Consider the following 23,330-nt stretch of genomic DNA (forward strand, 5'->3'; position numbering starts at 1 on the left):
ATTTCAATGTCAGAAGAAACCAATGTGCAAGAGTCCGCAGTAGCGGAAAATCAAGAGGCTATGGATAATTTCGTATCCTTGAAAAAAGGGGATACAGTTAAAGGTTCGATCGTCAAAATCGAAGATAACCAAGCTTACGTAAGCCTTGGATATAAATATGACGGTGTTATCCCGATTCGCGAACTGTCCGCAGTTCAATTGGATAATGCAAACGATGCCGTACAAGTAGGCCAAGAAGTTGAGCTTAAAGTTATCAGCATTGATGACGAGAAAGAAAAGCTTGTTCTTTCCAAGAAAAGCGTAGATGGCGAGCGCGCATGGGATTCGCTGCAAGCTCGTTTCGAGAGCGGCGAAGTATTTGAAGTTGTCGTAGCTGACGTTGTAAAAGGCGGCCTTGTCGCTGATGTTGGCGTACGCGGCTTTATCCCGGCTTCGATGGTTGAGCGTCATTTTGTAGAAGATTTCAGCGACTACAAAGGCCGCACACTTCGCGTAAAAGTGAAAGAAATCGACCAAGAGAACGGCAAAGTCATTTTGTCTGCGAAAGAAGTATTGGACGCAGAATTTGAAGGCAACAAACAAAAATTGATCGCGGCTCTTGAGCCAGGCCAGCAGCTTGAAGGTACTGTTCAACGTTTGACGCCATTTGGCGCATTCATTGATATCGGCGGCGTTGATGGTCTCGTTCACGTTTCCGAGCTTTCATGGCAGCACGTTGCTCATCCTAAAGATGTAGTAGCTGAAGGTCAAGCGGTAACGGTTAAAGTTCTTAAAGTTGATCCGGCTGCTGGTAAAATCAGCCTGAGCATGAAAGCTGCTCAACCAGGTCCTTGGGAAACAGCTGGAAGCCAATTCAACATTGGCGATATCGTAACAGGTACAGTTCGTCGCCTCGTTACTTTCGGCGCATTTGTTGAAATTGCTCCAGGCGTTGAAGGTTTGGTACACATTTCCCAAATCGCTCACCGCCATATTGCGACTCCTTTCGAGGTATTGCAAGAAGGGCAAGAAGTTCAAGCGAAAGTTCTTGACTTCAACCCTGCTGAAAAACGCGTTAGCCTGAGCATCAAGGAAACAGAAGAAGCTCCTGAGCAACCGCAAAAGCCAGAAAGACAACAACGCGAGCGCGCTCCTAAACAAGAGGAACTGAACAATCCTAATGTTAGCTTGAACAGCCAAAGCATGAGCTACTCGCTGGCTGAGCGTTTCGGCGACAAACTGAATAAATTGAAATAATACGTTATTGCGTTTTACAGCGGGCATTGACGTATATATGTTCGCGCAAAAGGCCAAGCAGCTGCTTGGCCTTTTGCATTTTAACATTTCAGAATATAGCCTGGCAGCCTTCTCGAAAAGGTGGAATAAAATGACGATACATAATCAATTAGAGCGTATCAAGCGGAAGCTAAAGGACGCGGCAAAGGTGGATGCAAGCTATCAGCTATTTGGAGCTAACAGTCATCAATATCGTTTGCATGAACCGCTTGGATTAGAGGAGCTCCGCGAATTTGAGCAAAAACACGGCATTGCTTTGCCTGCGGAATATGCCGCTTTTTTGACGAATATTGGCAATGGGGGAGCTGGGCCTTATTACGGTCTTCACCCTCTAGGGGAAAAACAGTCCATTGAGCTTGAGCGACTGGATAAGCCGTCTACTATACGTCCTGAATTGACCAAGGAGCAATGGAAAGCTGATTACCCTGCGCTGCATGATGATAGCAATATAAGTGACGAGCAGTATGAAGAAGCGCAGGCGAAAGCTTTTCAAGGCTTGCTGAACATTGGGGAGCAGGGCTGCACGTATGAGACAATGTTAATGATAACAGGCGAGCATCACGGGAAGGTCGTTTATATCGATCTCGACTACCAAAAACCATTCGTTACCTTTGAAGCCAATTTTCTGGACTGGTACGAGCGTTGGCTCGATGAAATCATTGCTGGCTATGAAACCAGCTGGTTCGGTATGCGGCGTGGCGGAGATGAGCGGGAACTCATCGAGCTCTATCAATCTACATTAGATGAGTCTGTAAAGCTTGAGGCATTAAACGGAATGTTCAAGCTGAAAAATATAACGGCTGAGACGATTGTTTTTCTGATCTCGCAATATGAAAGCTCTTCAAACGAAGTACGCCAATTATGTCTGCAAATTTTGGCCAAGAAAAATTTTGCCGAGGCCGAGAGGCTCATTCGTGAAGAATTAACGAGCAGCAGTGCTGAAAATCGGTTGCATGCCATCCAGGCTATTCACTGGTATATGCCCAAAGGGGATCAGCAATTTAATGAAGAGCTCATAAGCATGCTACCAGCGGTGGCAGATGCTGAAACGTTTCAGTTCATCTGCTACATTCTTCATGCGGCGGAAGTTGAAATGCTGCCTATGCTGCTGCCTTTTTTCACTTATCCGGATGTGGAAATTCGAGTTCATGCTGTTTACCAGGCAGGCCAATCTAGCAAAAAAGGGATGTATGCAAGCGAACTTATCCAGAGGCTCGACGATTCAGAAGTACGAGTACAGCATATTGCTCTACAGGCACTGACAGGGATAATAGATCCCGCGCTTTTGCCTATTTATGAGCGTTTGCTGGAGCAGCACCAGACAGATAAAGACTATATCCGCTCCAACGTGCTTCGGAGACTGGAGGAGTTTCAGTTCAAATCCAAAAAGCAAATGGATAAGGTGCTGTCATCTTCTTTGGTACAGGTTAGAGCATTGTTAGGCAAACATTTGTAAGGAGTACGTGAATAAGGTAAAGAAAAGGTTGTTCCTTATGTTTCATAATGAGGAATAGCCTCTTTTTTTTGGCGCATAATAGCTTCACGTGGGGTGATTTGGCTGTGAACGAAGGATATTTGTCGTTCTGGATTATGATTATGGCATTCATATTAATGACGACTGGCTGGGCGGAATATGTCGGAGCAGGGCGCTCAAGGCTAATCGTTGCCGTTTTATGTCTATTTGCCCAGCCGTTTCATTATCTTGTACCTATTTATGGGGCGGCCGTTGAGATTTATGCGAGCATAATAATTGTGGCAGCCGCTGTTTGCTGGTCGTTTCGCAGAGGGGCGGACGGAGAATCGAGGCGCTATCTGCTGTTGTGTGCTTGCTTGACTGGTATTATTTTGGGTGCCATCCAAAAGCTTTACCGGCTTGATCCGGTGTTTTTTTGGCTTGACCCTGCTTGGGATGGAGGGCTGCTAGGCGGATTGCTTGCAGCTGCTTTTTCAGTGAAGCCGGGCCATCAATTTGGTATTTTGCTGCTGGCGGTTGCTATGGCCGAATTGGCGAATGGGCTTTTATCAAGTGGCACTTACATGGCTCGCATTGGCTCCTTAGCTTGGTGGGACAGCTTTTGGCTCGCTTTTGCCTGTGCGAGGCTCATCAGTATAGCTTTCCACTTGCTCCGAGCTTCTTACAGCAAGGTGGCGGGAGAGGAAGCGGCTTGGAGAAATAAAGGAGGGAGCTCCCCAAAATGAGCCATTATTTAATTGCCAATAAGCATTTGCTTGGCGTATTGCTTGGAATGGCATTCGGTATTATTGCGAGGCTGCTAATGCTAAAAACCGATTATCGCCAATATCCGACTTATCCTCATGGCCGAATTATCCATATTTCGTTAGGCGTTATCGCAGCGGCACTCGGTGCAGTAGCCGTTCCTGCTCTATATAGCAAAGACTATACGGCTATTACCTTTTTATCACTAGCAGCACAGCAATTTCGGGATGTCAGAAAAATGGAGCGCGAGACGCTGACGAAAATCGACAGCTTGGAGCTCGTCAGCCGCGGAGCGACTTATATCGAGGGCATCGCTATGGTGTTTGAAGGGCGCAATTACCTCGTCATCATGTCCTCGCTGCTTACCAGCCTTTTTGCGGTAATGGTCAATCTTTGGGTCGGCCTGCTGGCAGGAGGCATATCGCTGCTGATCGTCCATCATTTTCGTTCGGGCAAAACGCTGTCCCATATTATTTCGGCGGAAACAGCGGAAGTGCGTGTGGATGGGCCAGATCTGCTCGTTGGCGACATTTATATTATGAATGTGGGGCTTAAGTCAAATCAGGATATCATTCGCGAGCGCGGAATGGGTTTTATATTGACGCCACTCAACGCGAACAGCAAGGTTACGATGGGCAATTTGGGCCAGCGCCAAGCGATTTTGTACGATTTGGCTACGATGCTGGGCGTTTACCGGGATGATGGCGAACCGGCCTTAATTCCAATGGCGAAGCTCGATATGAAGGACGGCAGGCTTGCCGTATTTATGCTTCCGCAGGACAGGGACAAGAGCAAGGCGCTCAAGGTGATCGGACGCGTTCCGATTCTCGAATCGGCTGTGCGCATGCCTACAGAAGCGAAAGTCAATAAGCAGGAGGGCTGAACATGGCGAATATTGTTGCAGTAGTTTCGAGCAACCGGGATGTCGCAGGAGGCGGTGCACCGATCTTTTTTGCAGACAATGAACAGGAACTGGAGCAGACAGCTTTTTTGCTGGAGAAGATTTTGAATGCCAATGCCCATAATCTAAAAAATGGCGTCATTATCCTCGTTAATCACCTTTAACATGAAAAGTTAGCCAAGGCGGCTGTTTTTTGCTATGATGGTAAGCGTGAGAATTACTGAAGGAGTGAATCGATAACTATGGCAAGACCTGTTATCGCCATCGTCGGGCGCCCGAATGTGGGTAAGTCTACCATATTTAATCGGATAGTCGGCGACAGGCTGGCAATTGTAGAAGATAAGCCGGGGGTTACGAGGGATCGGCTGTACGGCACCGGAGAATGGAATGGCATAGCCTTTAATATTGTAGATACAGGCGGCATTGAAATTGATGGTGAAGATGAAATTATGAAATCGGTTCGGATGCAAGCCGAGCTGGCAATTGAAGAGGCAGATGTCATTATTTTTATGGCAGATGCGAAAGCGGGCCTCACCCATTCGGATGAGGAAGTGGGACAAATGCTGTTTCGCTCCCGCAAGCCTATCGTACTCGCAATTAACAAGGTGGACAATGCGGGACGTATGGACGAGGTATACGAGTTTTATGGCTTAGGCTTTGGCGAACCGATTGCCATTTCCGGCTCCCACGGCATGGGCATTGGCGATTTGCTGGATGCTGCCGTATCGAAGCTGCCAGAAATTGAAGATGTTGAATACGAGGAAGATGTTATTCGCGTTGCATTGATTGGACGTCCTAACGTAGGCAAATCCTCGCTTGTAAATGCGCTGCTTGGCGAAGAACGCGTGATCGTCAGCAATGTAGCAGGTACAACTCGCGATGCGATTGATACGCCTTTCGAGCGCGATGGACAGAAGTACGTGCTGATCGACACGGCTGGTATGCGCAAGCGCGGCAAAGTGTACGAATCCACGGAAAAATACAGCGTTATGCGTGCGATGAAAGCGATTGAACGCGCTGACGTTGCCCTCATCTTAATTAATGGCGAGGAAGGCATTATCGAGCAGGACAAGCATATTGCAGGCTATGCGCACGAAGCGGGCAAAGCGTCTATTTTTGTCGTCAACAAATGGGATGTCGTCGAGAAGGACGAGAAAACGATGCAAGCTTTCTCCCAGACGATTCGCGACCACTTCCTGTTTATGTCGTATGCGCCGATCGTTTATTTATCCGCGCTTACGAAGTCCCGTTTGCATAAGCTGCTGCCTGTCGTGAATCACGTTTCGGAGCAGCATGCTTTGCGCATTCAGACGCATTTGCTGAATGATATTGTTGGAGATGCGGTTGCTTACAACCCGCCGCCGACCGACAAAGGCAAACGTCTCAAAATCAACTATGTGACTCAAGTGGCGACAAAACCGCCGACGATTGTCATTTTCGTCAATGAGCCAGAGATGATGCATTTCTCATATGAGCGTTATTTGGAAAATAAAATACGGGCAGCGTTTAATTTCGAAGGCACGCCGCTACGGTTATTTACACGTCGCAAGTCAGACGAGGATTAGGGGAGAAGAGGCGTGCTGTACTCAGCCATTGCAGTTATTATCAGTTATTTATTAGGTTCCGTTTCATTCAGCATCGTCATCGCGAAATGGCTCAAAGGCATTGACATTCGCGAGCATGGCAGCGGCAATGCCGGGGCGACGAATACGATTCGCGTGCTTGGTAAAGGGCCGGGTATTACGGTCTTTTTGCTGGATATTGCAAAAGGGGTAGCAGCTGTACTGTTGGGAGAGTGGCTCAGCGGAGGCGACGCGGCAAGCTGGACGCCTGCTTTATGCGGCCTTGCAGCCATTATTGGCCATAACTGGCCAATTTGGTTTCGTTTTAAAGGCGGCAAGGGCATCGCGACAACCGTTGGCGTCATTGCAACGCTTGCTTTCTTGCCAGCGCTGCTTGCGGGTATCGTCGCTATACTTGCTATTGCGATTACGCGCTTCGTATCGCTTGGTTCCTTGCTGTTCGCAGCATTGACGCCGATCTTTATCGCTTTGCTTACTTACTCTTTGCCGCTGCTTTGCGCGAGCCTTGTATTATGCGTTTTCGCGTTTGTTCGTCACAAGGCGAATATTGTGAAGCTGCTGAAGGGAACGGAGAACAAGCTTGGCGCAAAGAAAGGAATGTGAGTCCAATATGGCAAAAGCAAAGACCGAACAAGCGCGCCGCGCTGCGGTGCTTGTAGCGGGAAGCTGGGGAACAGCGCTTGCTTCCGTTTTGGCTCGCAACGGCTATGAGGTGCTGTTGTGGACGCGTAATGCGGAGCAGGCTAGCGGCATCAATGAAAGCCGCATGAATGCTAAATATTTGCCGGGCGTAACGCTTCCGGAAGGGCTTAAGGCAACGACCGACTTGAAGGAAGCGCTCAGCGGAGCGGAGCTTGCCCTATTCGTTGCTCCATCCGGCGCCATGCGGGAAGTGGCGAAGCAGGCTGCTCCTTTTCTTGCAGCTAAGACGCTTTGCGTCCATGCGACGAAAGGCTTTGAAGCCGATACGCTGAAGCGGATGACGACGGTGCTTTCCGAAGAGCTAGGCCGTACAACTGAGCAAATTGTGGTGCTGTCTGGCCCGAGCCATGCGGAGGAAGTCATAAAACGCCAGCCTACAACCGTTGTTGTCGCTTCGGCGGACATGAAAGCTGCCGAGCAAGCACAGGATGCTTTCATGAGCTCTGATTTTCGCGTCTATACGAATCCGGATGTCGTGGGCGTCGAAGTAGCTGGCGCGATTAAAAATATTATCGCACTCGGTGCTGGCTTGTCCGACGGGCTCGGCTTCGGCGATAACGCCAAAGCGGCGCTGCTGACGCGAGGCCTTGCAGAGATTGGACGCCTGGGCGCCGCCATGGGCGCCAATCCGCTCACCTTCGCTGGGCTTGCCGGCGTCGGCGATCTGGTCGTTACTTGTACGAGCCAGCACAGCCGCAACTGGCGTGCGGGGCATATGCTGGCGGATGGTACGCCGCTTGGCGAGGTGCTCACCAAGATGGGCATGGTCGTTGAAGGCGTGCGTACGACGCGTGCTGCGTTTGAGCTGGCGAAGCGCTATGAGGTTGAAATGCCGATTACCGCGCAATTGTATAAGGTGCTGTTTGAGGAGTTTTCGCCAAAAGCAGCCGTTGAGCATCTTATGGGCCGGTTAAAAACCCATGAGATTGAAAGCATCGGCTAAGACAGGCGCCTACACCAAACGATTTCCTTGCTCATATGATATCCCATCGGAGCTGAAGCTTAAGAGCAACGAGCTGAAGCGATTGCGATGGGAGGTTAGTGCATGGGAAAAAATATTTCAAAAGACGTGCTCGGCGCAATCAATAAAAAAACGGGCAAAAATATTTCCGAAAACTCGGTCAAGAAGCTGGCCAGCGGTGTAACGGATTCGACAATGCAGAACGAAGCCGAACTACGCAAGCTGATCAAGCAAGTGGCAGAGATGGCGAAGGTGCCTGTTGCGGAATCGACTATAAACGATATTGTCAAAGCCGTTAAGGCGACCGGCATGAATATGGGCAGCATGGAATCGCTTGTCAAAATGATGATCAAGAAGTAACAAATCCTTATATTTGGGCAAAAGCGCAAAGCTTTGCTGCAGCGGAGCGATTCCGCAGCGGCAATTTTGCGCCTTTTGTCCTTTTTTGCAGTCAATGATATAATATGGGTTGCATTTATTACATTGGTGAAGAGTGGGAGAAGAGTCGACTATGGATGCTATGATGAAAATGTGGGTTTCGCTGATCGGCATCGGCTTAATGGCCATTTCGGCGGTTATCATTACATTTGCCCGGATTAAGACGAAGGGGATCGTCAAATTTATTTTATCGCTGATTGCTTTTGTTTTGCTGGTCATTGGTTTTATTTGCGGAGTTATTTCCATTATTTAACGGTTGGAAGAGGGGCATACATACATCCAGATAGAGAAGGGGACGGTTGCGTTTATGATTGAGCTTACGGGGAGAACGAAAACGGCGATTGTAGAAGCGGAGGACGGGCTGTCGCTGCTGGATTTGGCCATGAAGCATAATGTGGACTTTGCTTTCTCTTGCACGCGGGGCACCTGCGCCCGTTGTCGCTGTCAAGTAATCGAAGGGGCTAGCGGGCTTGAGGGGATAACGGATCAGGAATGGGATCGTATGGACCCGGAGGAGTTTGAAGAAGGCTATCGCCTTGCTTGCCAAGCGATTGTAAAGTCGGTTGATGTGACCATTAAAGCGGTTAACAAGCCTTATTTTTAAAATATAAGCATTTATAAGTTTCACCCTTATAATCAGTTTATATTTCACCTGGGCCGTAATACGCCTCGTCATTTGTTGCTTTAACGGGTAGTTGGAGTTGATGGAGTAGAGTGCGCCGCCATTATTTTTGATAAAGGAAGTGCAAGTGATGAGCATTAGAGGACAAATTGAGCAAGCGCTAACCTCCATTGCCCAGCTGACAGCCGAAAGCGGTGCTCCTTGGATCGTTGGGGGCAGCGCAGGGCTTATGCTGAGAGGCGCGGCGCTGAACAGCGAACCTAGAGATTTGGATTTATACACCGATGAGGCTGACGTCGCTCGTCTTCATGCCTTGCTGCAGCCTTTTTCCACAGATATGCCTGTATTGGATGAGACGGGTATTTACCGTTCCAGGCTGAGCCACTATCTCATCGAAGGGGTACCCGTTGAGCTTGTAGGCGGATTTATTGTGCGAGCACACGACAGCTGCTACGAGACGCAGGTGCGTTCGCTGCTGCTGCCTTACGCAGAGCATATAAAGGTTGGCAGAGGCGGCTCTGCACCCGCAGCGACCGTGTCTGTTGTGCCACTGGCCCATGAGCTATGGTTTAATGTGCTTCGTGACCGTCCAGATCGTTATGAGCTGATTATTGAAGCGTATTGCGAGGATGAAGCCCGCCATAAACCAGCGCTGGAGCAATTGGAAAGCTGCAATCAGCTCAGTGCGGCGCTGAAAGCGGAAGTGCGCCGCTGGATTGCGGAGCAGCGGGTAGGGCAGCTGATATGAGCGCCGAGGTGACGTTTCTGCCTGCTGGCAAAACCATTAAGGTGCGCCCTGGCACAACGCTGCTGGACGCTGCAAGACAAGCGGGTATTGCGGTAAGAACGCGCTGCGATGGCAATGCCGCTTGCTTTATGTGCAAAATGGAAGTAAAGCCAGGCAGCGAGCTGATGCCGATCGGTGATGTGGAGCGGCGCAAGCTTGCAGGCATGGAAGACGGCATAAGGCTGTCTTGCCAGGCGCGCGTGAAAGGCAAGGTACAGGCCGAAATTCCGATGGACCCGCTGCGAGCAGCGGTGCTTAGGCAGCTGGCAAAACAGGCCGAGGAAGATGATAAGCTATGGTAAGGCTGGAGAGATAGGGGGAAGCGTAAAAATGTTTAATTTCGTGCTTGCGCATCCAGTTAGCCGCGGGCTATGGGCGCGGAGGGCAGCGCTGCTGGCAACTGCCGCCGTGCTGCTGGCGTTAACCGGATGCATGTATCCGAATGATCGCCTGTCGCAAAATCAAGGCGCTCCGAAAGAGGCGGTCCGCAATGTACAGGCCGCGATTGATGAGTATAAGGCAGATACGGGTGTACTGCCAATTAAGAATAGCACGCCTGAAACGCCGCTATATGAGAAGTTCATCCTTGATTTCGTTCCGCTGCAAGGAAAAGGGTATTTGGGTGACATTCCGTCCGCGGCGTTTGAGAAGGGCGGCAATTATTATTTTTTAATTACGGATGAAGAAACAGATCCTAAAGTTCGATTGATGGATTTGCGCATTTATCAGCAGATTAACGATATTTCGAGCTGGGTGCAGGCCTATTCCACTGCTAATGCGGGCAAGCTGCCGAAGGGCGACGAGGCTTACCCGGGCTTTTATTATGTGGATTACAATTTGCTTGGCAAAAAAGCGCCTGCGATTGTCAGCAGCTACTCAGGCTTGACGATAGCGGCAATGCTGGACGAGAAAGGCCAGATTTACGCGGATTATGGCCCTGATCTCATGCAGGCGATCCAGAAGGAAGGCGAAACGTCCTTCGCAGCCGATTTCGACCTGCGCAGGCTGTTGGTCGAGCGGGATGTATTTGTCCCAGTAAAGGCTCCTGTCTATAATTGGGTGGACGGGCAGCCGCAGGCGGTATCGTAAATCTCATATCATTTGATGTTTATAGGCTATGATTTTGGCATCCTCCATGCTTGATTCCACGAGAATCGGTTTGGAGGATTTTTTGCTGTTTTGGCATACTGCAGCGGCATTTCTCATATAACTCAATCTTGGAAGGGCAAGAACGTGAGATAAGCTTTAAAAGATTTCATAACAATCGTCATAATCGGAGAGCTGGAACAATAGGATATTACTAGTCCTAAAAGCTGTACGAGTTGCGTCGCTGGCCTGCCCTCTTGTCCGGTGGAAGGCGGCGAACCGGGAAATCAATTGGGAGGGGATATTCAGTGGAGAAAGTAGACATTTTCAAGGACATAGCCGAACGTACCGGTGGGGATATTTACCTCGGTGTTGTAGGGGCTGTCCGGACGGGCAAATCAACGTTCATCAAGCGGTTCATGGAAACGGTGGTGCTCCCTAACATTACGAGTGAGGCTGATCGTGTACGAGCCGTAGACGAGCTGCCGCAAAGCGCCGCGGGCAAAACCATCATGACAACCGAGCCGAAATTTGTGCCAAACCAAGCGGTGCAATTGAAAGTAGCCGAAGGGCTGGAAGTAAATATACGGCTGGTCGATTGCGTCGGCTATGCGGTAGAAGGGGCGAAAGGCTATGAGGATGAAAATGGGCCGCGGATGATTACAACGCCGTGGTTCGATGATCCGATTCCTTTCCAGGAAGCAGCGGAAATCGGCACGCGCAAAGTCATCCAGGAGCATTCTACATTAGGCGTAGTCGTAACGACTGATGGTTCTATCGCAGAAATCCCGCGCAGCTCCTATGTAGAGGCCGAGGAGCGGGTCATCAGCGAGCTGAAGGAAGTAGGCAAGCCGTTTGTGCTGATTATTAACTCGACGCGTCCACGCAGCGAGGAAGCGCTGCAGCTGCGCTCCGAGCTTCAAACGAAATATGATATTCCGGTCATTACGCTCAGCGTAGCAACGATGGGGGAAGAGGAAGTTATTTCGGTACTGCGCGAAGTGCTTTACGAGTTCCCTGTTCATGAAGTTAATGTGAATCTGCCAAGCTGGGTAATGGTACTTAATGAAAATCACTGGCTGCGCAGCAACTATGAAAACTCGGTCCGCGATACGGTAAAGGATATTCGCCGTTTGCGGGATGTGGACCGGGTAGTCGCGCAGTTTATGGATTACGACTTTATCGCCCGGGCAGGACTCAGCGGCATGAACATGGGGCAGGGCGTAGCCGAGATCGACCTGTATGCGCCGGATGAGCTGTATGACCGGATTTTGATGGAAGTGGTCGGCGTAGAAATTCGCGGCAAAGATCATTTGCTGCAGCTAATGCAGGAATTTTCCCATGCGAAGCGGGAATATGACCGATTTGCCGAGGCGCTGGAAATGGTCAAGGCGACGGGCTACGGCATTGCAGCTCCGACGCTTGCAGAGATGGCGCTCGAGGAGCCGGAGCTCATTCGCCAAGGCTCAAGATTCGGCGTAAGGCTGAAAGCAACAGCTCCGTCTATCCATATGATCCGCGTCGATGTGGAATCGGAATTTGCGCCGATAATAGGCTCGGAGAAGCAGACCGAAGAGCTCGTACGTTATTTGATGCAGGATTTCGAGAGCGATCCCATCAAAATTTGGGAGTCCGACATTTTTGGTCGCTCGCTGCATTCGCTCGTAAGAGAAGGCATTCAGGGCAAAATTGCGATGATGCCGGACAACGCACGTTACAAGCTTCAGGAAACGCTGGGCCGGATTATTAACGAGGGTTCCGGTGGCCTGATCGCCATAATTTTGTAAAGCATTCGGACATAGTTGAAAACAGCCGCTGCTGAAAAGTCCTGACGGGCTTTCAAGCAGCGGCTTTTCTGCATTTGCGGCGGTTTGTGCTCAGGCAATTGCAGCTATTAAAATGAGGTTGCAATTTTTGAAAAGCGTTACTATAATGACAATTGTTGCGTCAAACGATTTTTTTCGACAATATACTAAATTCCGATTGACATAGTGGGATAAAATGATATGATTGCAAAGAAGCAATATACTGATGATAGAGACATGAGATGGGGAGAGGGAAAGAACATGAAACAATGGGGTAAGCTTTCGTTAACAATTTTTCTAGCTGCGGTACTGCTGGTAATATCGGCTTGCGGAGCGGCAAAAAACAATGCGCCTGCAGGCGAAGCATCGGCCTCGCCGACAGCATCAGCTGAAGCTACAGCAGACAATGCAGCTGGCGGAAGCAGCGATTTGGCAGCATTAAAGGGTAAAAAACTTGCGCTTGTTATGCAATTTAATACAGGAACTTTTTCATCGCAATATGTTGAAGGGGTGAAGGAGCAAGCTCAAAAATTTGGCGGAGAAGTAACGGTTTTCGCATCTGACAATGATTTGGCGAAAATGTCCTCTAACCTTGATGCAGCAATCAACCAAGGGTTTGACGGCATTTTGATTGACCATGGACAAGCTGCGGCACTCGAAGCGGGAATTAAAAGAGCGAAGGAGCAAGGCATTTCTGTTGTCGTATTCGATGCAGATGTGAAAGTGGATGGCGTGCCTGTATTGCAGCAGGATGACCAGAAAATGGCTGAAATTACGCTTGAGCAGCTCGCTAAAGATGCTGGCAGCAAAGGCAATATCGTTAAAGTATGGGTAGCAGGTTTTGCGCCAATGGAGCGCCGCCAAGTGGCCTATAAACAGTTCCAAGAGAAATATCCTGACATTAAAGAAATTGCCGCTTTTGGCAATGCCAACAACCCGGCGCTTGATACGCAATCGCAGATGGAAGCCATTTTGCGCCAATACCCGAACAAAGGCGATATTACAGCAGTATGGGCGGCTTGGGATGAGTTTGCAAAAGGCGCTTCCCGTGCTATTCAGCAAGCTGGCCGTACAGAAATTAAAGTTTACGGCATCGATATGAGCGATGAGGATCTGCAAATGATTCAAGACAAAACGAGCCCTTGGGTCGCTTCTGCAGCTGTTGATCCTAAAGATATCGGCCGCGTACAAGTTCGTATTTTGTACAAAGAATTCAAAGGCGATGCAAATGAGCCGGTAGTCGTTCTGGAGCCGGTATACGTTCACCGTGATGCGCTGCCAGAAGAGAAAGTCAGCACTACACAACTTTCCGAGCATGTAGAAGGCTGGGGAAGCAGCACACAAGGTTATGAGGATTGGATGAAAGATTTGGAAGCTTTGAAATAAGGGCTTGCCCTAAGCAATAGGCACATGCAGGGATGGAGAGATGCAAACGATGAGTGCAAACAAACAATTGCAAATGAAGGGAATCCGGAAAGCTTTTTCCGGCATTCCCGCTCTCCGGAATGTTGATTTTATCTTGCAAAGCGGTGAGGTCCATGCGCTGCTTGGCGCCAATGGCGCGGGCAAAAGCACGCTGATGAAAATTTTATCAGGGGCCTACAGCCAGGATGAAGGAACCATTGTAATCGATGGACAGCAAGCTCATATCAGTTCGCCAGGGGATGCCAAGTCATTGGGCATCCATTGTGTTTATCAGGAGGTTGATACCGCACTGGTTGCACAGCTTAGCGTAGTGGAGAATGTCATGCTGGATCGCATTTCGGCGAAAGGAAGCAAGGCGTGGCTGAACTGGGGCAAGCTGGAGAAGGAGGCAGAGGAAACTCTGGCTCGTTTAGGTGCGCGTATTCCCGTTCGGAGGAAGGCAGGAGAGCTGACGCTTGCGGAGAAACAGCTCGTATTAATTGCGCGCTTGCTGACCGAGAAAGCCAAATATGTCATTTTTGATGAACCGACCGCCCCTTTAAGTTTGGAAGAAGCGGAGCGGTTATTCCGTGTTATAGCCCAGCTTAAGTCAGAAGGTATCGGCATCGTATTCATTTCCCACCGCTTGCCGGAAATATTCCAAATTTGCGATCGTGTAACCGTTATGCGTGATGGAGAGAGGATCGTTACCGAGGCTGCTGCCGCCATGACGATGCAGGACGTCGTCCACGCCATGCTCGGAAGAGTGTTCGAGGAGGAGTATCCGAAGCTGGATGCGGCAATTGGGAAGCCGCTCCTGAACGTAAGCGGCATTCAGCGGGGACATCAGGTTAAGGATGTCAGCTTTGATGTGAAGAGCGGTGAAATCGTTGCGATAGTCGGCCTTGTAGGAGCGGGAAAAACAGAGCTTTCCCGGCTGCTGTTCGGTGCAGACAAAGCGGATGGCGGTACGGTAAGCGTAAATGGACAAGCCGTCAATCTGGCTTCGCCAGCGGATGCGTTCAAAGGCGGGCTAGTGCTTGTGCCGGAGGAGCGCCGCAAGCAGGGAATTTTGGTAGAGGAATCGGTTAAAAACAATCTCAGCTTGCCGATTTTGGGCGTGCTATCCAAGCTCGGCTTTTTATCAGGGAAGCGCGAGACGAATAATGCTGAAGCTGTAATTGGGCGGCTTGGCGTCAAAACCTCCTCGCCGGAGCAGAAGGTCGCGCATTTAAGCGGGGGGAACCAGCAGAAGGTGTCCATTGGCAAATGGCTGCCTACCGGCGCAAGCGTATATTTGTTTGATGAGCCGACAAAAGGTGTAGACATTGGCGCCAAAAGCGATATTTTCAAAATAATCGGTACGCTCGCAACCCAAGGAAAAGCTATTGTATATTTGACCTGTGAATTTGCCGAGGCAATCGGGATTGCCGACCGGATTATGGTCATGTGCGACGGGAAGCTCGTCAAGCAGTTTGGACGCGGTGAAGCGACGCAGGAGAAGCTGATGCTATATGCCAGCGGTGGAAAGGATGAAACGGTGTAATGGAGAAGTTTTCAAGCTTTTTATTTAAATATGGCTCGCTCATCGTTATTGCAATTGTCATTTTGTTTTTCTCATTATGGGATGAGCATTTTTTCACTTATGCCAATCTTTCTGATATTTTGCGTTCGATTTCCATTGTGACCTTTGTTGCGATTGGCGTAACCTTCTCGCTGACGGTAGACGGCTTTGATTTGTCGGTAGGCTCGACGGTGTCGCTGACGACGGTTGTAACCGCCGCTATGATGGTGTGGTTTGAGCAGCCGCTTATTGTTGTGCTTATCGTGGCGATCGCGATCGGAGTCTTGGTAGGGCTGCTTAACGCGCTGCTCATCGTGCGCATCCGGATTCCGGATTTGCTCGCTACGCTTGCTGTGATGTACATTGTTGCCGGCATTCACAAAACGTATACAAAGGGCTACTCGATCTACAACAATATGCCGATGCCTGACGGCTCGACGGCGCCAGGCGTTTTCAACAGCTCGTTCCTATGGCTGGGGCAAGGCAAAATCGGCCAAATTCCGGTACCTGTTATTTTGATGGTCATCGCTGTTATAGTCGTCCATCTGTTTTTCAAATACAGCAAATGGGGACGTCAAATGCAAACGACAGGCGGCAATGAAGAAGCGGCCCGCTTGTCCGGCATCCGCGTTCGCCGCATTCGTACAGCCGCCTATGTGGCTTCAGGGGTCTTTGCTGCGATTGGCGGGGTATTGTTTGCCGCACGTGTTGGAACCGGGCAAATTGACGCTGGAGCGCCTATGATGATGGAGGCCGTAGCGGCCGTATTTGTAGGCTATTCCGTGTTTGGCGCGGGCAAGCCGAATGTGATCGGTACTTTTTTTGGCGCGCTGCTGATCGGGGTGCTATTGAACGGTTTGACGATGATGAAGGTGCAGTATTATTCCAATGATATTATTAAAGGTGTCGTGCTTGTTTTGGCGCTCGCCGTTACGTTCATTCATCTGAATAAACGCCGAAATGGCTAGCTGATTTTAATGAGAATCGTGAAAAAATGCTGAAACACGCTGAAATACTTGAAATTGCTAAACGGCTGTATTACTATAGGTTTGGTAAATGCATAGAAAACTATGGCATGTATATTTTTAGGTAATTCCGTTAATAAGAGGGATAAGATGACTCTTCATTTGCCTAATAGGGAGGTGAAACGAATGAATAAAACGGATTTGATCAACAAGGTTGCTGAATTATCCGATCTGTCCAAGAAAGATGCGACTAAAGCAGTTGATGCTGTATTTGATGCCATTTCTGATGCGCTTCAAGGCGGCGACAAAGTCCAACTTGTTGGCTTTGGCAACTTCGAGGTTCGCGAGCGTCAAGCTCGTAAAGGACGCAATCCGCAAACCGGTTTGGAAATTGATATTCCGGCTAGCAAAATCCCGGCTTTCAAGCCAGGCAAATCGCTTAAGGATCTCGTATCCAACTAACAGCAGCATTCGTTAAATCGGCGTCCGGACGTTAGCGTTCGGGCGCTTTTTAAATAGATAAGCGTTTATAAGTGTGACACTTATAAACGACCTGTCTATCAGAGAGGAAAGACAAGGGGGATGGAAAATGGAGCCGACAAACAGCGATTTTATCGTCATTAAGGCGAAGGATCAAGGGGTACAGGTTATCGGGCTGACCCGCGGGCAAGATACGAAGTTTCATCACACCGAAAAGCTGGATCGCAACGAAGTGCTGATCGTACAATTCACGGACCATACTTCAGCCATTAAGGTGCGGGGAAAAGCGGTCATCATGACGAAGCATGGCCAAATAGAGACCGACCAATAGCGACCTGCCGCTCCCTTCTGCCTTGATGCAGGGCGGGAGTTTTTTTATGGCGGAAGCAGCCGCTCCAGGCATAGGCGGAACCAAATGTTTGTACAATGGGTATGAGGACATATTCGTGCGTACACACTTGGTATAAAAGGGCGTAAACGAGCTTTTGCCACAAAGATGGCAAAGCCGTTTACGCTTGAAATATAAGAATGAGTGAGGCATGTCGCTCATCATAATGCTTATATTTCTTCGCGAAACGAGCTTTTGCCACAAAGATGGCAAAGCCGTTTACGCTTGAAATATAAGAATGAGTGAGGCATGTCGCTCATCATAATGCTTATATTTCTTCGCGAAACGAGCTTTTGCCACAAAGATGGCAAAGCCGTTTACGCTTGAAATATAAGAATGAATGAGGCATGTCGCTCATCATAATGCTTATATTTCTTCGCGAAACGAGCTTTTGCCACAAAGATGGCAAAGCCGTTTACGCTTGAAAGGGGCGGTAATATTGCGTATGGCTAGGCCTTATTTGCTGTCGCTGGTTTTTGTGCTTGCTGTAATGGCGGGACTTTCCCTGCTGCCGGATATGCGAAAATCCGAGACGGGGACGGAAGTGGCTGTATTTCGGCCTGCTGCAACAAGGCTGACGAACAGCAATCTTGTTGATATGCTGATTGGCTTGCAGCTGGCTACGCCTATTTTACGGGTGGAGTGGGAAAATTCACTGCTTACGGTGGAGTTTAAAGTGAACGCAGCAAAAGGGCTGCCAGTCGAATGGACTCGCGATGTAGAGCAATTGCTGCGGCTTTCTTTTGTGAAGATGGAAAATGTGAACCGGGTGCTCATCCGCTACGCTGTGCCAGCAGATAAGGCCGCTTTGCCGAGCAATGCCGGCAAAGCAAGGGAAGGGCAAGCTGGGCTTGCAGACAGCTCAGTGAAATCACAGCTGCTGCTTGCGGCGGATATTCGGCGCACAGACAGCTGGCTTGCAAGCCTTGGGGAGCTTGGCAGCGCTGATCCGCTGCATGATGAAATATGGCGGGAGAGGCTGCGCTTGAGCAACACATCGGAGTGGACGAAATGGTATGGGCCGGTGCCTACTTATTCTACTAGACCTGCTGCGGAGTAAAGGTTAATGGGCTGCTCCGCCTTTCTGCTTGAAAAAATGCCAATCCTGTGGGCAGCTTCATATGCGTCTTACATAAAGTTGTGCTATAATAGTTTAGATTATTGAGCGGCAATATCTGCTTCTCTGTTCGGAGGCTTACCCCATGAAACCGTATCGTGTACCACAATTAGCGAAGAAGTACGTCGATTATGACATGATTCAAAACCATACGCAGCTTCCTGCTTTTCCCGATTCGCGTCTGCACCTGCTTCAAGCATTCCTTAGCGAAACCCGCTCCTATGCCGAGAAGGCCGAGCTATTTGCGCTCGTGCTGTCTTTATTGCAGCTAGGGCTGGATACGCATGATGAAATTGATGTAGAGGATGGAAGCCGCTCGGAGCGCGAAATGCGTTCAAGGCAGCTCAAGGTGCTAGCTGGCGATTATTTCAGCGGCCGATTCTATCAACTGCTCGCACAAGCAGGCGAAATAGCAATGATAGCCAAGATCAGCCAGGCGGTATGCGAAGTCAACGGGCTGAAAATAACCCTTTATTTACGTATGCAGCAGGCTGTCATGCAGGCTGACGATTATTTGAGCAGCATGGTGCAGCTGAAAAGCGGATTGTTTCTTGCCTTTCAGGATTTGCTGGAAGGTGCGGCGGCCCTTTATTGGACGGAGCTGCTCCACGCTTTAAGCCGCTGCGAGATTGTGCTGGAGGAGCTTGCGCGCAGCAAGGTGCCGGCACGTTTTCACCAGAGCTGGGCTTACTGGCATGCGCTGCAGGTAGGTACGCTGGAAGAGCAGCAAACGCTGGAAGGCCAGCAGATTGAGGCTGGTTTCATTAGCGGCCTTTATAACAAATATGATATTCATGCCAAGCTTGCTGCGCTGCTGCAGCAGGCTGTGGAAGATGTCCGGATGATTGCGGCCAAGCTGGAATCAGACAAGCTGGTTCAGGAGCTGCAGCATATTACGGATGCAGTGCTTTACAAGATTGCGGGATTTGCTCCCGCTCTCAACGAGACGAGGTGACCTTAGACGAATGGATGCAAACTCCAAGGGGCATGTGCACGCTGTATTTGAGAACATTGCTCCCAAATATGATTTAATGAATGACCTGCTAAGCTTTCGGCGTCATAAGGCATGGCGGAAATTCACCATGCGCAAAATGAATGTACAGCGTGGTCAGACTGCGCTCGACTTGTGCTGCGGCACCTGTGACTGGACCATATCGCTAGCCCAGGCCAGCGAGAGCGGGGCAATCAGTGGCCTTGATTTCAGCCAAAATATGCTGAATGTCGGCCACGAGAAAGTGAAGCAGCTGTCGCTTGACAAGCAAATTACGCTCGTGCAGGGCAATGCGATGCAATTGCCTTATGAGGATAATTCGTTTGATTATGTAACGATTGGCTTCGGCCTGCGCAACGTACCCGATTATTTGCAGGTGCTTAAGGAAATGCACCGCGTTGTGAAGCCGGGTGGACAGGTTGTGTGCTTGGAGCTTTCCAAGCCGGGCTGGCAGCCATTCAAGGCCTTATATTATTTATATTTTGAACGGATTTTGCCAATGATCGGCAAGCTGGTAGCCAAGCGATTCCAAGAATACAAATGGCTGCCGGACTCATTAAAGCTTTTTCCTGACCTAAAGCAGCTGTCCGCATTGTTTGAAGAAGCAGGGCTCGAGCAGGTAAAAGGCTACCCGCTGACTGGAGGCATTGCTGCGCTGCATATAGGCATAAAGGAGAAGAAGCCAACATGATTCGCAAAATACGCATTATTCTTGAAATGATTAAATTTGAGCATACGATATTTGCGCTTCCCTTCGCCTTTATGGGAGCGATTCTGGGCGCTGTTGTTATGGAGCAGCGTCTTCCTTCTTGGGCGGAAATCGGCTGGGTTACATTAGCCATGGTTGGCGCGCGAAGCGCTGCGATGTGCCTCAATCGACTCATTGATGCGGCGATCGATCTGCGCAACCCCCGCACTAGCAACCGCGCCATTCCGGCAGGCTTGCTGAAGTCAGCGGAGGTGCTTTTGTTTACGATTGTATCTTTCGTCCTATTGTTCATTGCTGCGGCCAATCTGGCCCCGCTTGCGATGAAGCTGCTTCCAATTGCTGTCGTATTACTGGTGCTCTACTCTTATACGAAGCGTTTCACTTGGTTGTGCCATGTTTTTCTCGGTTTGACGATCGGGCTGTCGCCGCTTGGCGGCTGGGTAGCTGTTACGGGCGGATTTAACACGGCAGCATGGGTTTTCTATGTGACGATTGCGCTGTGGATTGCCGGTTTCGATATCGTTTATGCAACGCAGGATTACGAGTTTGACCGCAAGGAAGGCCTAAACTCCATTCCTGCCCGGTTTGGCGTAGCGAAGGCGCTGTGGATTGCCCGCAGTTTCCATATGGTGACGGCAGTCGGTTTTATTACGCTATTTATTTTGACAAATTTGAGCTGGGTTTATTTGCTCGGAACGCTGCTTGCCATCGTTATGCTGTTCTATCAGCACTGGCTGGTGCGTCCAAACGATCTTTCCCGCGTTCAGCTTTCGTTTTTCGGAATGAATGGCACATTAAGCGTCGTTCTGTTTTTGTTTGCCATTGTTGATTTGATGGTATTGCACAAATGGTAGGGGGCGGAACTGCTGGCGCGGCAGGCAGATGGGTTGTCGGCATTACCGGGGCGAGCGGCTCCATCTACGGCATTCGGCTGGCAGAGGAACTGCTTAGAACCGGTTTTGACGTCCATCTCGTGGTGACCGAGGCTGGCTGGCGAGTGCTTAAGGAAGAGCTGGGCTGGATGACGAGCCGCAGACAAGCTGCTGTCGAGCTGCATTTTGCAGAGGCAGTACAGGCGAAGCGGCTTGTTTTGCATCCGAATTCAGATATTGGGGCAACCATTGCCAGCGGCTCTTTCCGGGTACAGGGAATGGTCGTTGCGCCATGCTCCATGGGGACGCTCGCTTCCATCGCTCACGGCATATCCGATGATTTGCTCTCGAGGGCAGCAGACGTAATGCTGAAGGAAGGACGCAAGCTGCTGCTGCTGCCTCGGGAGACACCTCTGCATGCGATTCATCTGGAAAACATGCTGAAGCTTGCAAAAATGGGCGTAACGATCGTTCCAGCTATGCCGGCCTTTTATTATAAGCCGCAATCGATGGAAGACATGATTGATTTTCTGGTTGGCAAATTATTAGACTGCATGGGAATTGAGCATGCTTTGTTTACAAGATGGGGGGATGGGCCTGATGCTGACTAAAGACAGCTTGCCCCTAATGATTGGAGAAATTGATTACGCAAATGCATGGCCGCTCTTTGTCGGCCTTGATCAGCGTCTTGACGCTTCTGAGCTGGGGCTGTGCTCCCGCATTCCCGCAGAGCTTAACCGAAAGCTGCGCGAAGGAGAGCTTCAGGCTTCGGCTGTCTCATCCTATGCTTACGGCTTAAATAGCAAAGACTATTTGCTGCTGCCGGAGCTGTGCGTAGGATCGGAGGGCCGGGTTAATTCGGTTCTGCTGTTCCTTAAGCAGCCGATCGAGCAAGTGCGTCCACAGCGAATTGCGGTAACATCCGCTTCAGCCACTTCTGTCAATTTGCTCAAAATTGTGATGAAGCTTTATTACGATCTTGATGCGGAATATATCGCTGCTGAACCGATGCTTGATCAGATGCTTGAGAACGCGGATGGGGCGCTTATCATTGGCGACCCAGCTATTCATGCCTCGTGGAGAAGTGAAGAACTGCACATCATCGATCTTGGCGAGCTATGGCATCGCTGGACGGGCCTTGGCATGACCTTTGCGGTTGTGGCGGTTCATAAGGAGGCGGCAGCTGCCTTTCCTCGAGAAATTCATGAGCTGCATCAGGCGATGCTTGCGACTAAGCGCCACAATCTTGCCGACTTGTCACCGCTTGTGGACAAGGCCTGCGAGGAGCTTGGCGGCGAACGCGCGTATTGGCTGGACTATTTTACATGTCTGCAATATGATTTCGGACAGAAGCTGCGCGAGGGACTGGCGCTGTATTTCCGTTATGCGACACAATTAGGTCTGCTGGACCATGAGGTTCAGCTGGCGTTCTACGAAGACAATTCTGCCGAATAGGTGAAAGAATGAAACTATTAGATATGTACGCAAAATTAAAAGGCGATATAACGCAAATAGAGAAGGAGCTTGAACGCAGCGTCACTTTCGAGCATAAGCTGCTCAGCGAGGCATCCCTTCATCTGCTCAAGGCAGGCGGCAAAAGGCTGCGTCCTGTTTTTGTGCTGCTTGCCGGCAAGTTTGGGCGCTACAATCTGGAGGTCATGAAAAAAATCGCCGTGCCTCTTGAACTGATCCATATGGCCTCGCTTGTCCATGACGATGTGATAGATGACGCTGCGACCAGACGCGGCCAGCCAACGGTCAAGGCTAAATGGGATAATCGGGTTGCGATGTATACCGGAGATTATATTTTCGGAAGAGCGCTCGTTATCGCTACTGAACTGGGCAACCCGCAAATTCATCAGGTGCTGTCCAAAGCAATTGTGCAAATGGGCATTGGCGAAATGGAGCAAATCCGTTATTTTTTCAATACGGACCAAACCATCCGCCATTATTTGCTGCGCATCAGGCGCAAAACCGCATTGCTCATTGCAGTAAGCTGCCAGCTTGGAGCGATTGCAGCAGATGGGGACAGAGAGACGGCAAACCGGCTTTATGAATATGGCTACAATGTGGGAATGGCGTTTCAAATCCGCGACGATTTGCTTGATTTGTTCGGAACCGAGAAGCAGATCGGCAAGCCGCCAGGCTCTGACATTAGACAGGGCAATATTACATTGCCTGTTATTTTGGCTTTGCAGGATGAGGCGACCCGCGAGCGGCTGCTTGTGGAAATCGCCCGTATTCGCGAGCATAATGGCAATGTGGATACGCGAGAAGCGATCGATTTGATCAAAAATAGCAAAGGCATTCATGTCGCTGAGCAGCTCGCTGCAAAGTATGTAGAGAAAGCGCTCGCTGCCTTGAAGGATTTGCCATCCCTTCCGGCGAAGAAGAACTTATCCGATATCGCACATTTTGTCGGCAAACGCAATTATTAATCAAGATGCGAAAAGGAGCTGCTA

General features: G+C 49.8%; 27 protein-coding genes. All 27 read left to right on the plus strand.

The features are described from left to right. Nucleotides 1–6: 6 nt before the first annotated feature. The 27 genes from rpsA to BBD42_RS22360 all read left to right on the plus strand — a co-directional run bounded on the left by rpsA (nt 7) and on the right by BBD42_RS22360 (nt 23,306). Complete coding sequence (rpsA, locus tag BBD42_RS22230; RefSeq protein ID WP_056028850.1) at nt 7–1,236, plus strand: 30S ribosomal protein S1; 1,230 nt, start codon at nt 7–9, stop codon at nt 1,234–1,236. A gap of 130 nt (nt 1,237–1,366) precedes the next feature. Next, nucleotides 1,367–2,731 (plus strand): SMI1/KNR4 family protein, encoded by a 1,365-nt coding sequence (locus BBD42_RS22235; RefSeq protein WP_099521751.1) that lies wholly within the window; start codon nt 1,367–1,369, stop codon nt 2,729–2,731. A 104-nt stretch (nt 2,732–2,835) separates the two neighbouring features. Continuing rightward, nucleotides 2,836–3,474, plus strand: a complete 639-nt coding sequence (locus tag BBD42_RS22240) for a YphA family membrane protein (RefSeq protein WP_150131587.1) — start codon at nt 2,836–2,838, stop codon at nt 3,472–3,474. Then, on the plus strand, nt 3,471–4,376 hold the full coding sequence (locus tag BBD42_RS22245) for a YIEGIA family protein (protein ID WP_099519920.1): 906 nt from the start codon (nt 3,471–3,473) through the stop codon (nt 4,374–4,376). The genes BBD42_RS22240 and BBD42_RS22245 overlap by 4 nt, the downstream gene beginning before the upstream one ends. Before the next feature lie 2 nt (nt 4,377–4,378). Further along, on the plus strand, nt 4,379–4,558 hold the full coding sequence (locus tag BBD42_RS22250; RefSeq protein ID WP_056028844.1) for a capping complex subunit for YIEGIA: 180 nt from the start codon (nt 4,379–4,381) through the stop codon (nt 4,556–4,558). A gap of 78 nt (nt 4,559–4,636) precedes the next feature. After that, entirely contained in the window at nt 4,637–5,959 is a 1,323-nt protein-coding gene (gene der, locus BBD42_RS22255; RefSeq protein ID WP_056028842.1) for a ribosome biogenesis GTPase Der, read from the plus strand. A 12-nt stretch (nt 5,960–5,971) separates the two neighbouring features. Then, entirely contained in the window at nt 5,972–6,580 is a 609-nt protein-coding gene (plsY, locus tag BBD42_RS22260) for a glycerol-3-phosphate 1-O-acyltransferase PlsY (protein WP_099519921.1), read from the plus strand. A 7-nt stretch (nt 6,581–6,587) separates the two neighbouring features. Next, nucleotides 6,588–7,622, plus strand: coding sequence for an NAD(P)H-dependent glycerol-3-phosphate dehydrogenase (locus tag BBD42_RS22265; protein WP_099519922.1), 1,035 nt, complete (start codon nt 6,588–6,590; stop codon nt 7,620–7,622). A 102-nt stretch (nt 7,623–7,724) separates the two neighbouring features. Further along, nucleotides 7,725–8,000, plus strand: a complete 276-nt coding sequence (locus BBD42_RS22270) for a stage VI sporulation protein F (protein WP_056028838.1) — start codon at nt 7,725–7,727, stop codon at nt 7,998–8,000. 151 nt (nt 8,001–8,151) lie between these two features. After that, nucleotides 8,152–8,331: a DUF2768 family protein gene (locus BBD42_RS22275; protein WP_056028836.1), complete on the plus strand. Its 180-nt coding sequence runs from the start codon at nt 8,152–8,154 to the stop codon at nt 8,329–8,331. A gap of 54 nt (nt 8,332–8,385) precedes the next feature. After that, entirely contained in the window at nt 8,386–8,682 is a 297-nt protein-coding gene (locus BBD42_RS22280) for a 2Fe-2S iron-sulfur cluster-binding protein (RefSeq protein ID WP_046232022.1), read from the plus strand. A 148-nt stretch (nt 8,683–8,830) separates the two neighbouring features. Beyond that, the gene (locus BBD42_RS22285; protein WP_099519923.1) at nt 8,831–9,448 is read left to right on the plus strand and encodes a nucleotidyltransferase family protein; all 618 of its coding nucleotides are present in this window, start codon (nt 8,831–8,833) and stop codon (nt 9,446–9,448) included. Beyond that, entirely contained in the window at nt 9,445–9,789 is a 345-nt protein-coding gene (locus BBD42_RS22290) for a 2Fe-2S iron-sulfur cluster-binding protein (protein ID WP_099519924.1), read from the plus strand. The genes BBD42_RS22285 and BBD42_RS22290 overlap by 4 nt, the downstream gene beginning before the upstream one ends. Nucleotides 9,790–9,817: 28 nt before the next feature. After that, nucleotides 9,818–10,576 (plus strand): hypothetical protein, encoded by a 759-nt coding sequence (locus BBD42_RS22295; protein ID WP_099519925.1) that lies wholly within the window; start codon nt 9,818–9,820, stop codon nt 10,574–10,576. 305 nt (nt 10,577–10,881) lie between these two features. Continuing rightward, nucleotides 10,882–12,360: a stage IV sporulation protein A gene (spoIVA, locus tag BBD42_RS22300; protein ID WP_099519926.1), complete on the plus strand. Its 1,479-nt coding sequence runs from the start codon at nt 10,882–10,884 to the stop codon at nt 12,358–12,360. A gap of 279 nt (nt 12,361–12,639) precedes the next feature. Beyond that, nucleotides 12,640–13,764: a sugar ABC transporter substrate-binding protein gene (locus tag BBD42_RS22305; RefSeq protein WP_099519927.1), complete on the plus strand. Its 1,125-nt coding sequence runs from the start codon at nt 12,640–12,642 to the stop codon at nt 13,762–13,764. Between the two features lie 49 nt (nt 13,765–13,813). Continuing rightward, on the plus strand, nt 13,814–15,328 hold the full coding sequence (locus tag BBD42_RS22310) for a sugar ABC transporter ATP-binding protein (RefSeq protein ID WP_099519928.1): 1,515 nt from the start codon (nt 13,814–13,816) through the stop codon (nt 15,326–15,328). Then, nucleotides 15,328–16,314 carry an ABC transporter permease gene (locus tag BBD42_RS22315; protein WP_099519929.1) on the plus strand — a complete coding sequence of 329 codons (987 nt, stop codon included), beginning with the start codon at nt 15,328–15,330 and terminating at the stop codon, nt 16,312–16,314. The genes BBD42_RS22310 and BBD42_RS22315 overlap by 1 nt, the downstream gene beginning before the upstream one ends. Before the next feature lie 183 nt (nt 16,315–16,497). Then, the gene (locus BBD42_RS22320; protein WP_046232030.1) at nt 16,498–16,773 is read left to right on the plus strand and encodes an HU family DNA-binding protein; all 276 of its coding nucleotides are present in this window, start codon (nt 16,498–16,500) and stop codon (nt 16,771–16,773) included. 127 nt (nt 16,774–16,900) lie between these two features. Next, complete coding sequence (gene mtrB / locus BBD42_RS22325) at nt 16,901–17,122, plus strand: trp RNA-binding attenuation protein MtrB (RefSeq protein WP_046232031.1); 222 nt, start codon at nt 16,901–16,903, stop codon at nt 17,120–17,122. Between the two features lie 496 nt (nt 17,123–17,618). Next, nucleotides 17,619–18,239 carry a hypothetical protein gene (locus BBD42_RS22330; protein ID WP_150131588.1) on the plus strand — a complete coding sequence of 207 codons (621 nt, stop codon included), beginning with the start codon at nt 17,619–17,621 and terminating at the stop codon, nt 18,237–18,239. Between the two features lie 142 nt (nt 18,240–18,381). Next, nucleotides 18,382–19,251: a heptaprenyl diphosphate synthase component 1 gene (locus BBD42_RS22335; RefSeq protein ID WP_099519931.1), complete on the plus strand. Its 870-nt coding sequence runs from the start codon at nt 18,382–18,384 to the stop codon at nt 19,249–19,251. A 10-nt stretch (nt 19,252–19,261) separates the two neighbouring features. After that, nucleotides 19,262–19,978, plus strand: coding sequence for a demethylmenaquinone methyltransferase (locus BBD42_RS22340; RefSeq protein WP_099519932.1), 717 nt, complete (start codon nt 19,262–19,264; stop codon nt 19,976–19,978). After that, entirely contained in the window at nt 19,975–20,850 is an 876-nt protein-coding gene (locus BBD42_RS22345) for a UbiA-like polyprenyltransferase (RefSeq protein ID WP_099519933.1), read from the plus strand. Before BBD42_RS22340 ends, BBD42_RS22345 begins: the two co-directional genes overlap by 4 nt. Beyond that, nucleotides 20,844–21,479 (plus strand): UbiX family flavin prenyltransferase, encoded by a 636-nt coding sequence (locus BBD42_RS22350; RefSeq protein ID WP_099519934.1) that lies wholly within the window; start codon nt 20,844–20,846, stop codon nt 21,477–21,479. Before BBD42_RS22345 ends, BBD42_RS22350 begins: the two co-directional genes overlap by 7 nt. Then, the gene (locus BBD42_RS22355; protein ID WP_099519935.1) at nt 21,469–22,323 is read left to right on the plus strand and encodes a menaquinone biosynthesis protein; all 855 of its coding nucleotides are present in this window, start codon (nt 21,469–21,471) and stop codon (nt 22,321–22,323) included. Before BBD42_RS22350 ends, BBD42_RS22355 begins: the two co-directional genes overlap by 11 nt. A gap of 8 nt (nt 22,324–22,331) precedes the next feature. After that, on the plus strand, nt 22,332–23,306 hold the full coding sequence (locus BBD42_RS22360) for a polyprenyl synthetase family protein (RefSeq protein ID WP_056028798.1): 975 nt from the start codon (nt 22,332–22,334) through the stop codon (nt 23,304–23,306). Nucleotides 23,307–23,330 lie beyond the last annotated feature (24 nt).

The organism is Paenibacillus sp. BIHB 4019 (assembly GCF_002741035.1).
Lineage (GTDB): Bacteria > Bacillota > Bacilli > Paenibacillales > Paenibacillaceae > Pristimantibacillus.

Excerpts from the sequence above, each read along its gene's own strand:
- rpsA (WP_056028850.1), top strand. The coding sequence starts at position 7 with ATGTCAGAAGAAACCAATGTGCAAGAGTCCGCAGTAGCGGAAAATCAA.
- BBD42_RS22235 (WP_099521751.1), top strand. The coding sequence starts at position 1,367 with ATGACGATACATAATCAATTAGAGCGTATCAAGCGGAAGCTAAAGGAC.
- BBD42_RS22245 (WP_099519920.1), top strand. The coding sequence starts at position 3,471 with ATGAGCCATTATTTAATTGCCAATAAGCATTTGCTTGGCGTATTGCTT.
- BBD42_RS22250 (WP_056028844.1), top strand. The coding sequence starts at position 4,379 with ATGGCGAATATTGTTGCAGTAGTTTCGAGCAACCGGGATGTCGCAGGA.
- der (WP_056028842.1), top strand. The coding sequence starts at position 4,637 with ATGGCAAGACCTGTTATCGCCATCGTCGGGCGCCCGAATGTGGGTAAG.
- BBD42_RS22265 (WP_099519922.1), top strand. The coding sequence starts at position 6,588 with ATGGCAAAAGCAAAGACCGAACAAGCGCGCCGCGCTGCGGTGCTTGTA.
- BBD42_RS22270 (WP_056028838.1), top strand. The coding sequence starts at position 7,725 with ATGGGAAAAAATATTTCAAAAGACGTGCTCGGCGCAATCAATAAAAAA.
- BBD42_RS22275 (WP_056028836.1), top strand. The coding sequence starts at position 8,152 with ATGGATGCTATGATGAAAATGTGGGTTTCGCTGATCGGCATCGGCTTA.
- BBD42_RS22280 (WP_046232022.1), top strand. The coding sequence starts at position 8,386 with ATGATTGAGCTTACGGGGAGAACGAAAACGGCGATTGTAGAAGCGGAG.
- BBD42_RS22285 (WP_099519923.1), top strand. The coding sequence starts at position 8,831 with ATGAGCATTAGAGGACAAATTGAGCAAGCGCTAACCTCCATTGCCCAG.
- BBD42_RS22290 (WP_099519924.1), top strand. The coding sequence starts at position 9,445 with ATGAGCGCCGAGGTGACGTTTCTGCCTGCTGGCAAAACCATTAAGGTG.
- BBD42_RS22295 (WP_099519925.1), top strand. The coding sequence starts at position 9,818 with ATGTTTAATTTCGTGCTTGCGCATCCAGTTAGCCGCGGGCTATGGGCG.
- BBD42_RS22305 (WP_099519927.1), top strand. The coding sequence starts at position 12,640 with ATGAAACAATGGGGTAAGCTTTCGTTAACAATTTTTCTAGCTGCGGTA.
- BBD42_RS22310 (WP_099519928.1), top strand. The coding sequence starts at position 13,814 with ATGAGTGCAAACAAACAATTGCAAATGAAGGGAATCCGGAAAGCTTTT.
- BBD42_RS22315 (WP_099519929.1), top strand. The coding sequence starts at position 15,328 with ATGGAGAAGTTTTCAAGCTTTTTATTTAAATATGGCTCGCTCATCGTT.
- BBD42_RS22320 (WP_046232030.1), top strand. The coding sequence starts at position 16,498 with ATGAATAAAACGGATTTGATCAACAAGGTTGCTGAATTATCCGATCTG.
- mtrB (WP_046232031.1), top strand. The coding sequence starts at position 16,901 with ATGGAGCCGACAAACAGCGATTTTATCGTCATTAAGGCGAAGGATCAA.
- BBD42_RS22335 (WP_099519931.1), top strand. The coding sequence starts at position 18,382 with ATGAAACCGTATCGTGTACCACAATTAGCGAAGAAGTACGTCGATTAT.
- BBD42_RS22340 (WP_099519932.1), top strand. The coding sequence starts at position 19,262 with ATGGATGCAAACTCCAAGGGGCATGTGCACGCTGTATTTGAGAACATT.
- BBD42_RS22345 (WP_099519933.1), top strand. The coding sequence starts at position 19,975 with ATGATTCGCAAAATACGCATTATTCTTGAAATGATTAAATTTGAGCAT.
- BBD42_RS22350 (WP_099519934.1), top strand. The coding sequence starts at position 20,844 with ATGGTAGGGGGCGGAACTGCTGGCGCGGCAGGCAGATGGGTTGTCGGC.
- BBD42_RS22355 (WP_099519935.1), top strand. The coding sequence starts at position 21,469 with ATGCTGACTAAAGACAGCTTGCCCCTAATGATTGGAGAAATTGATTAC.
- BBD42_RS22360 (WP_056028798.1), top strand. The coding sequence starts at position 22,332 with ATGAAACTATTAGATATGTACGCAAAATTAAAAGGCGATATAACGCAA.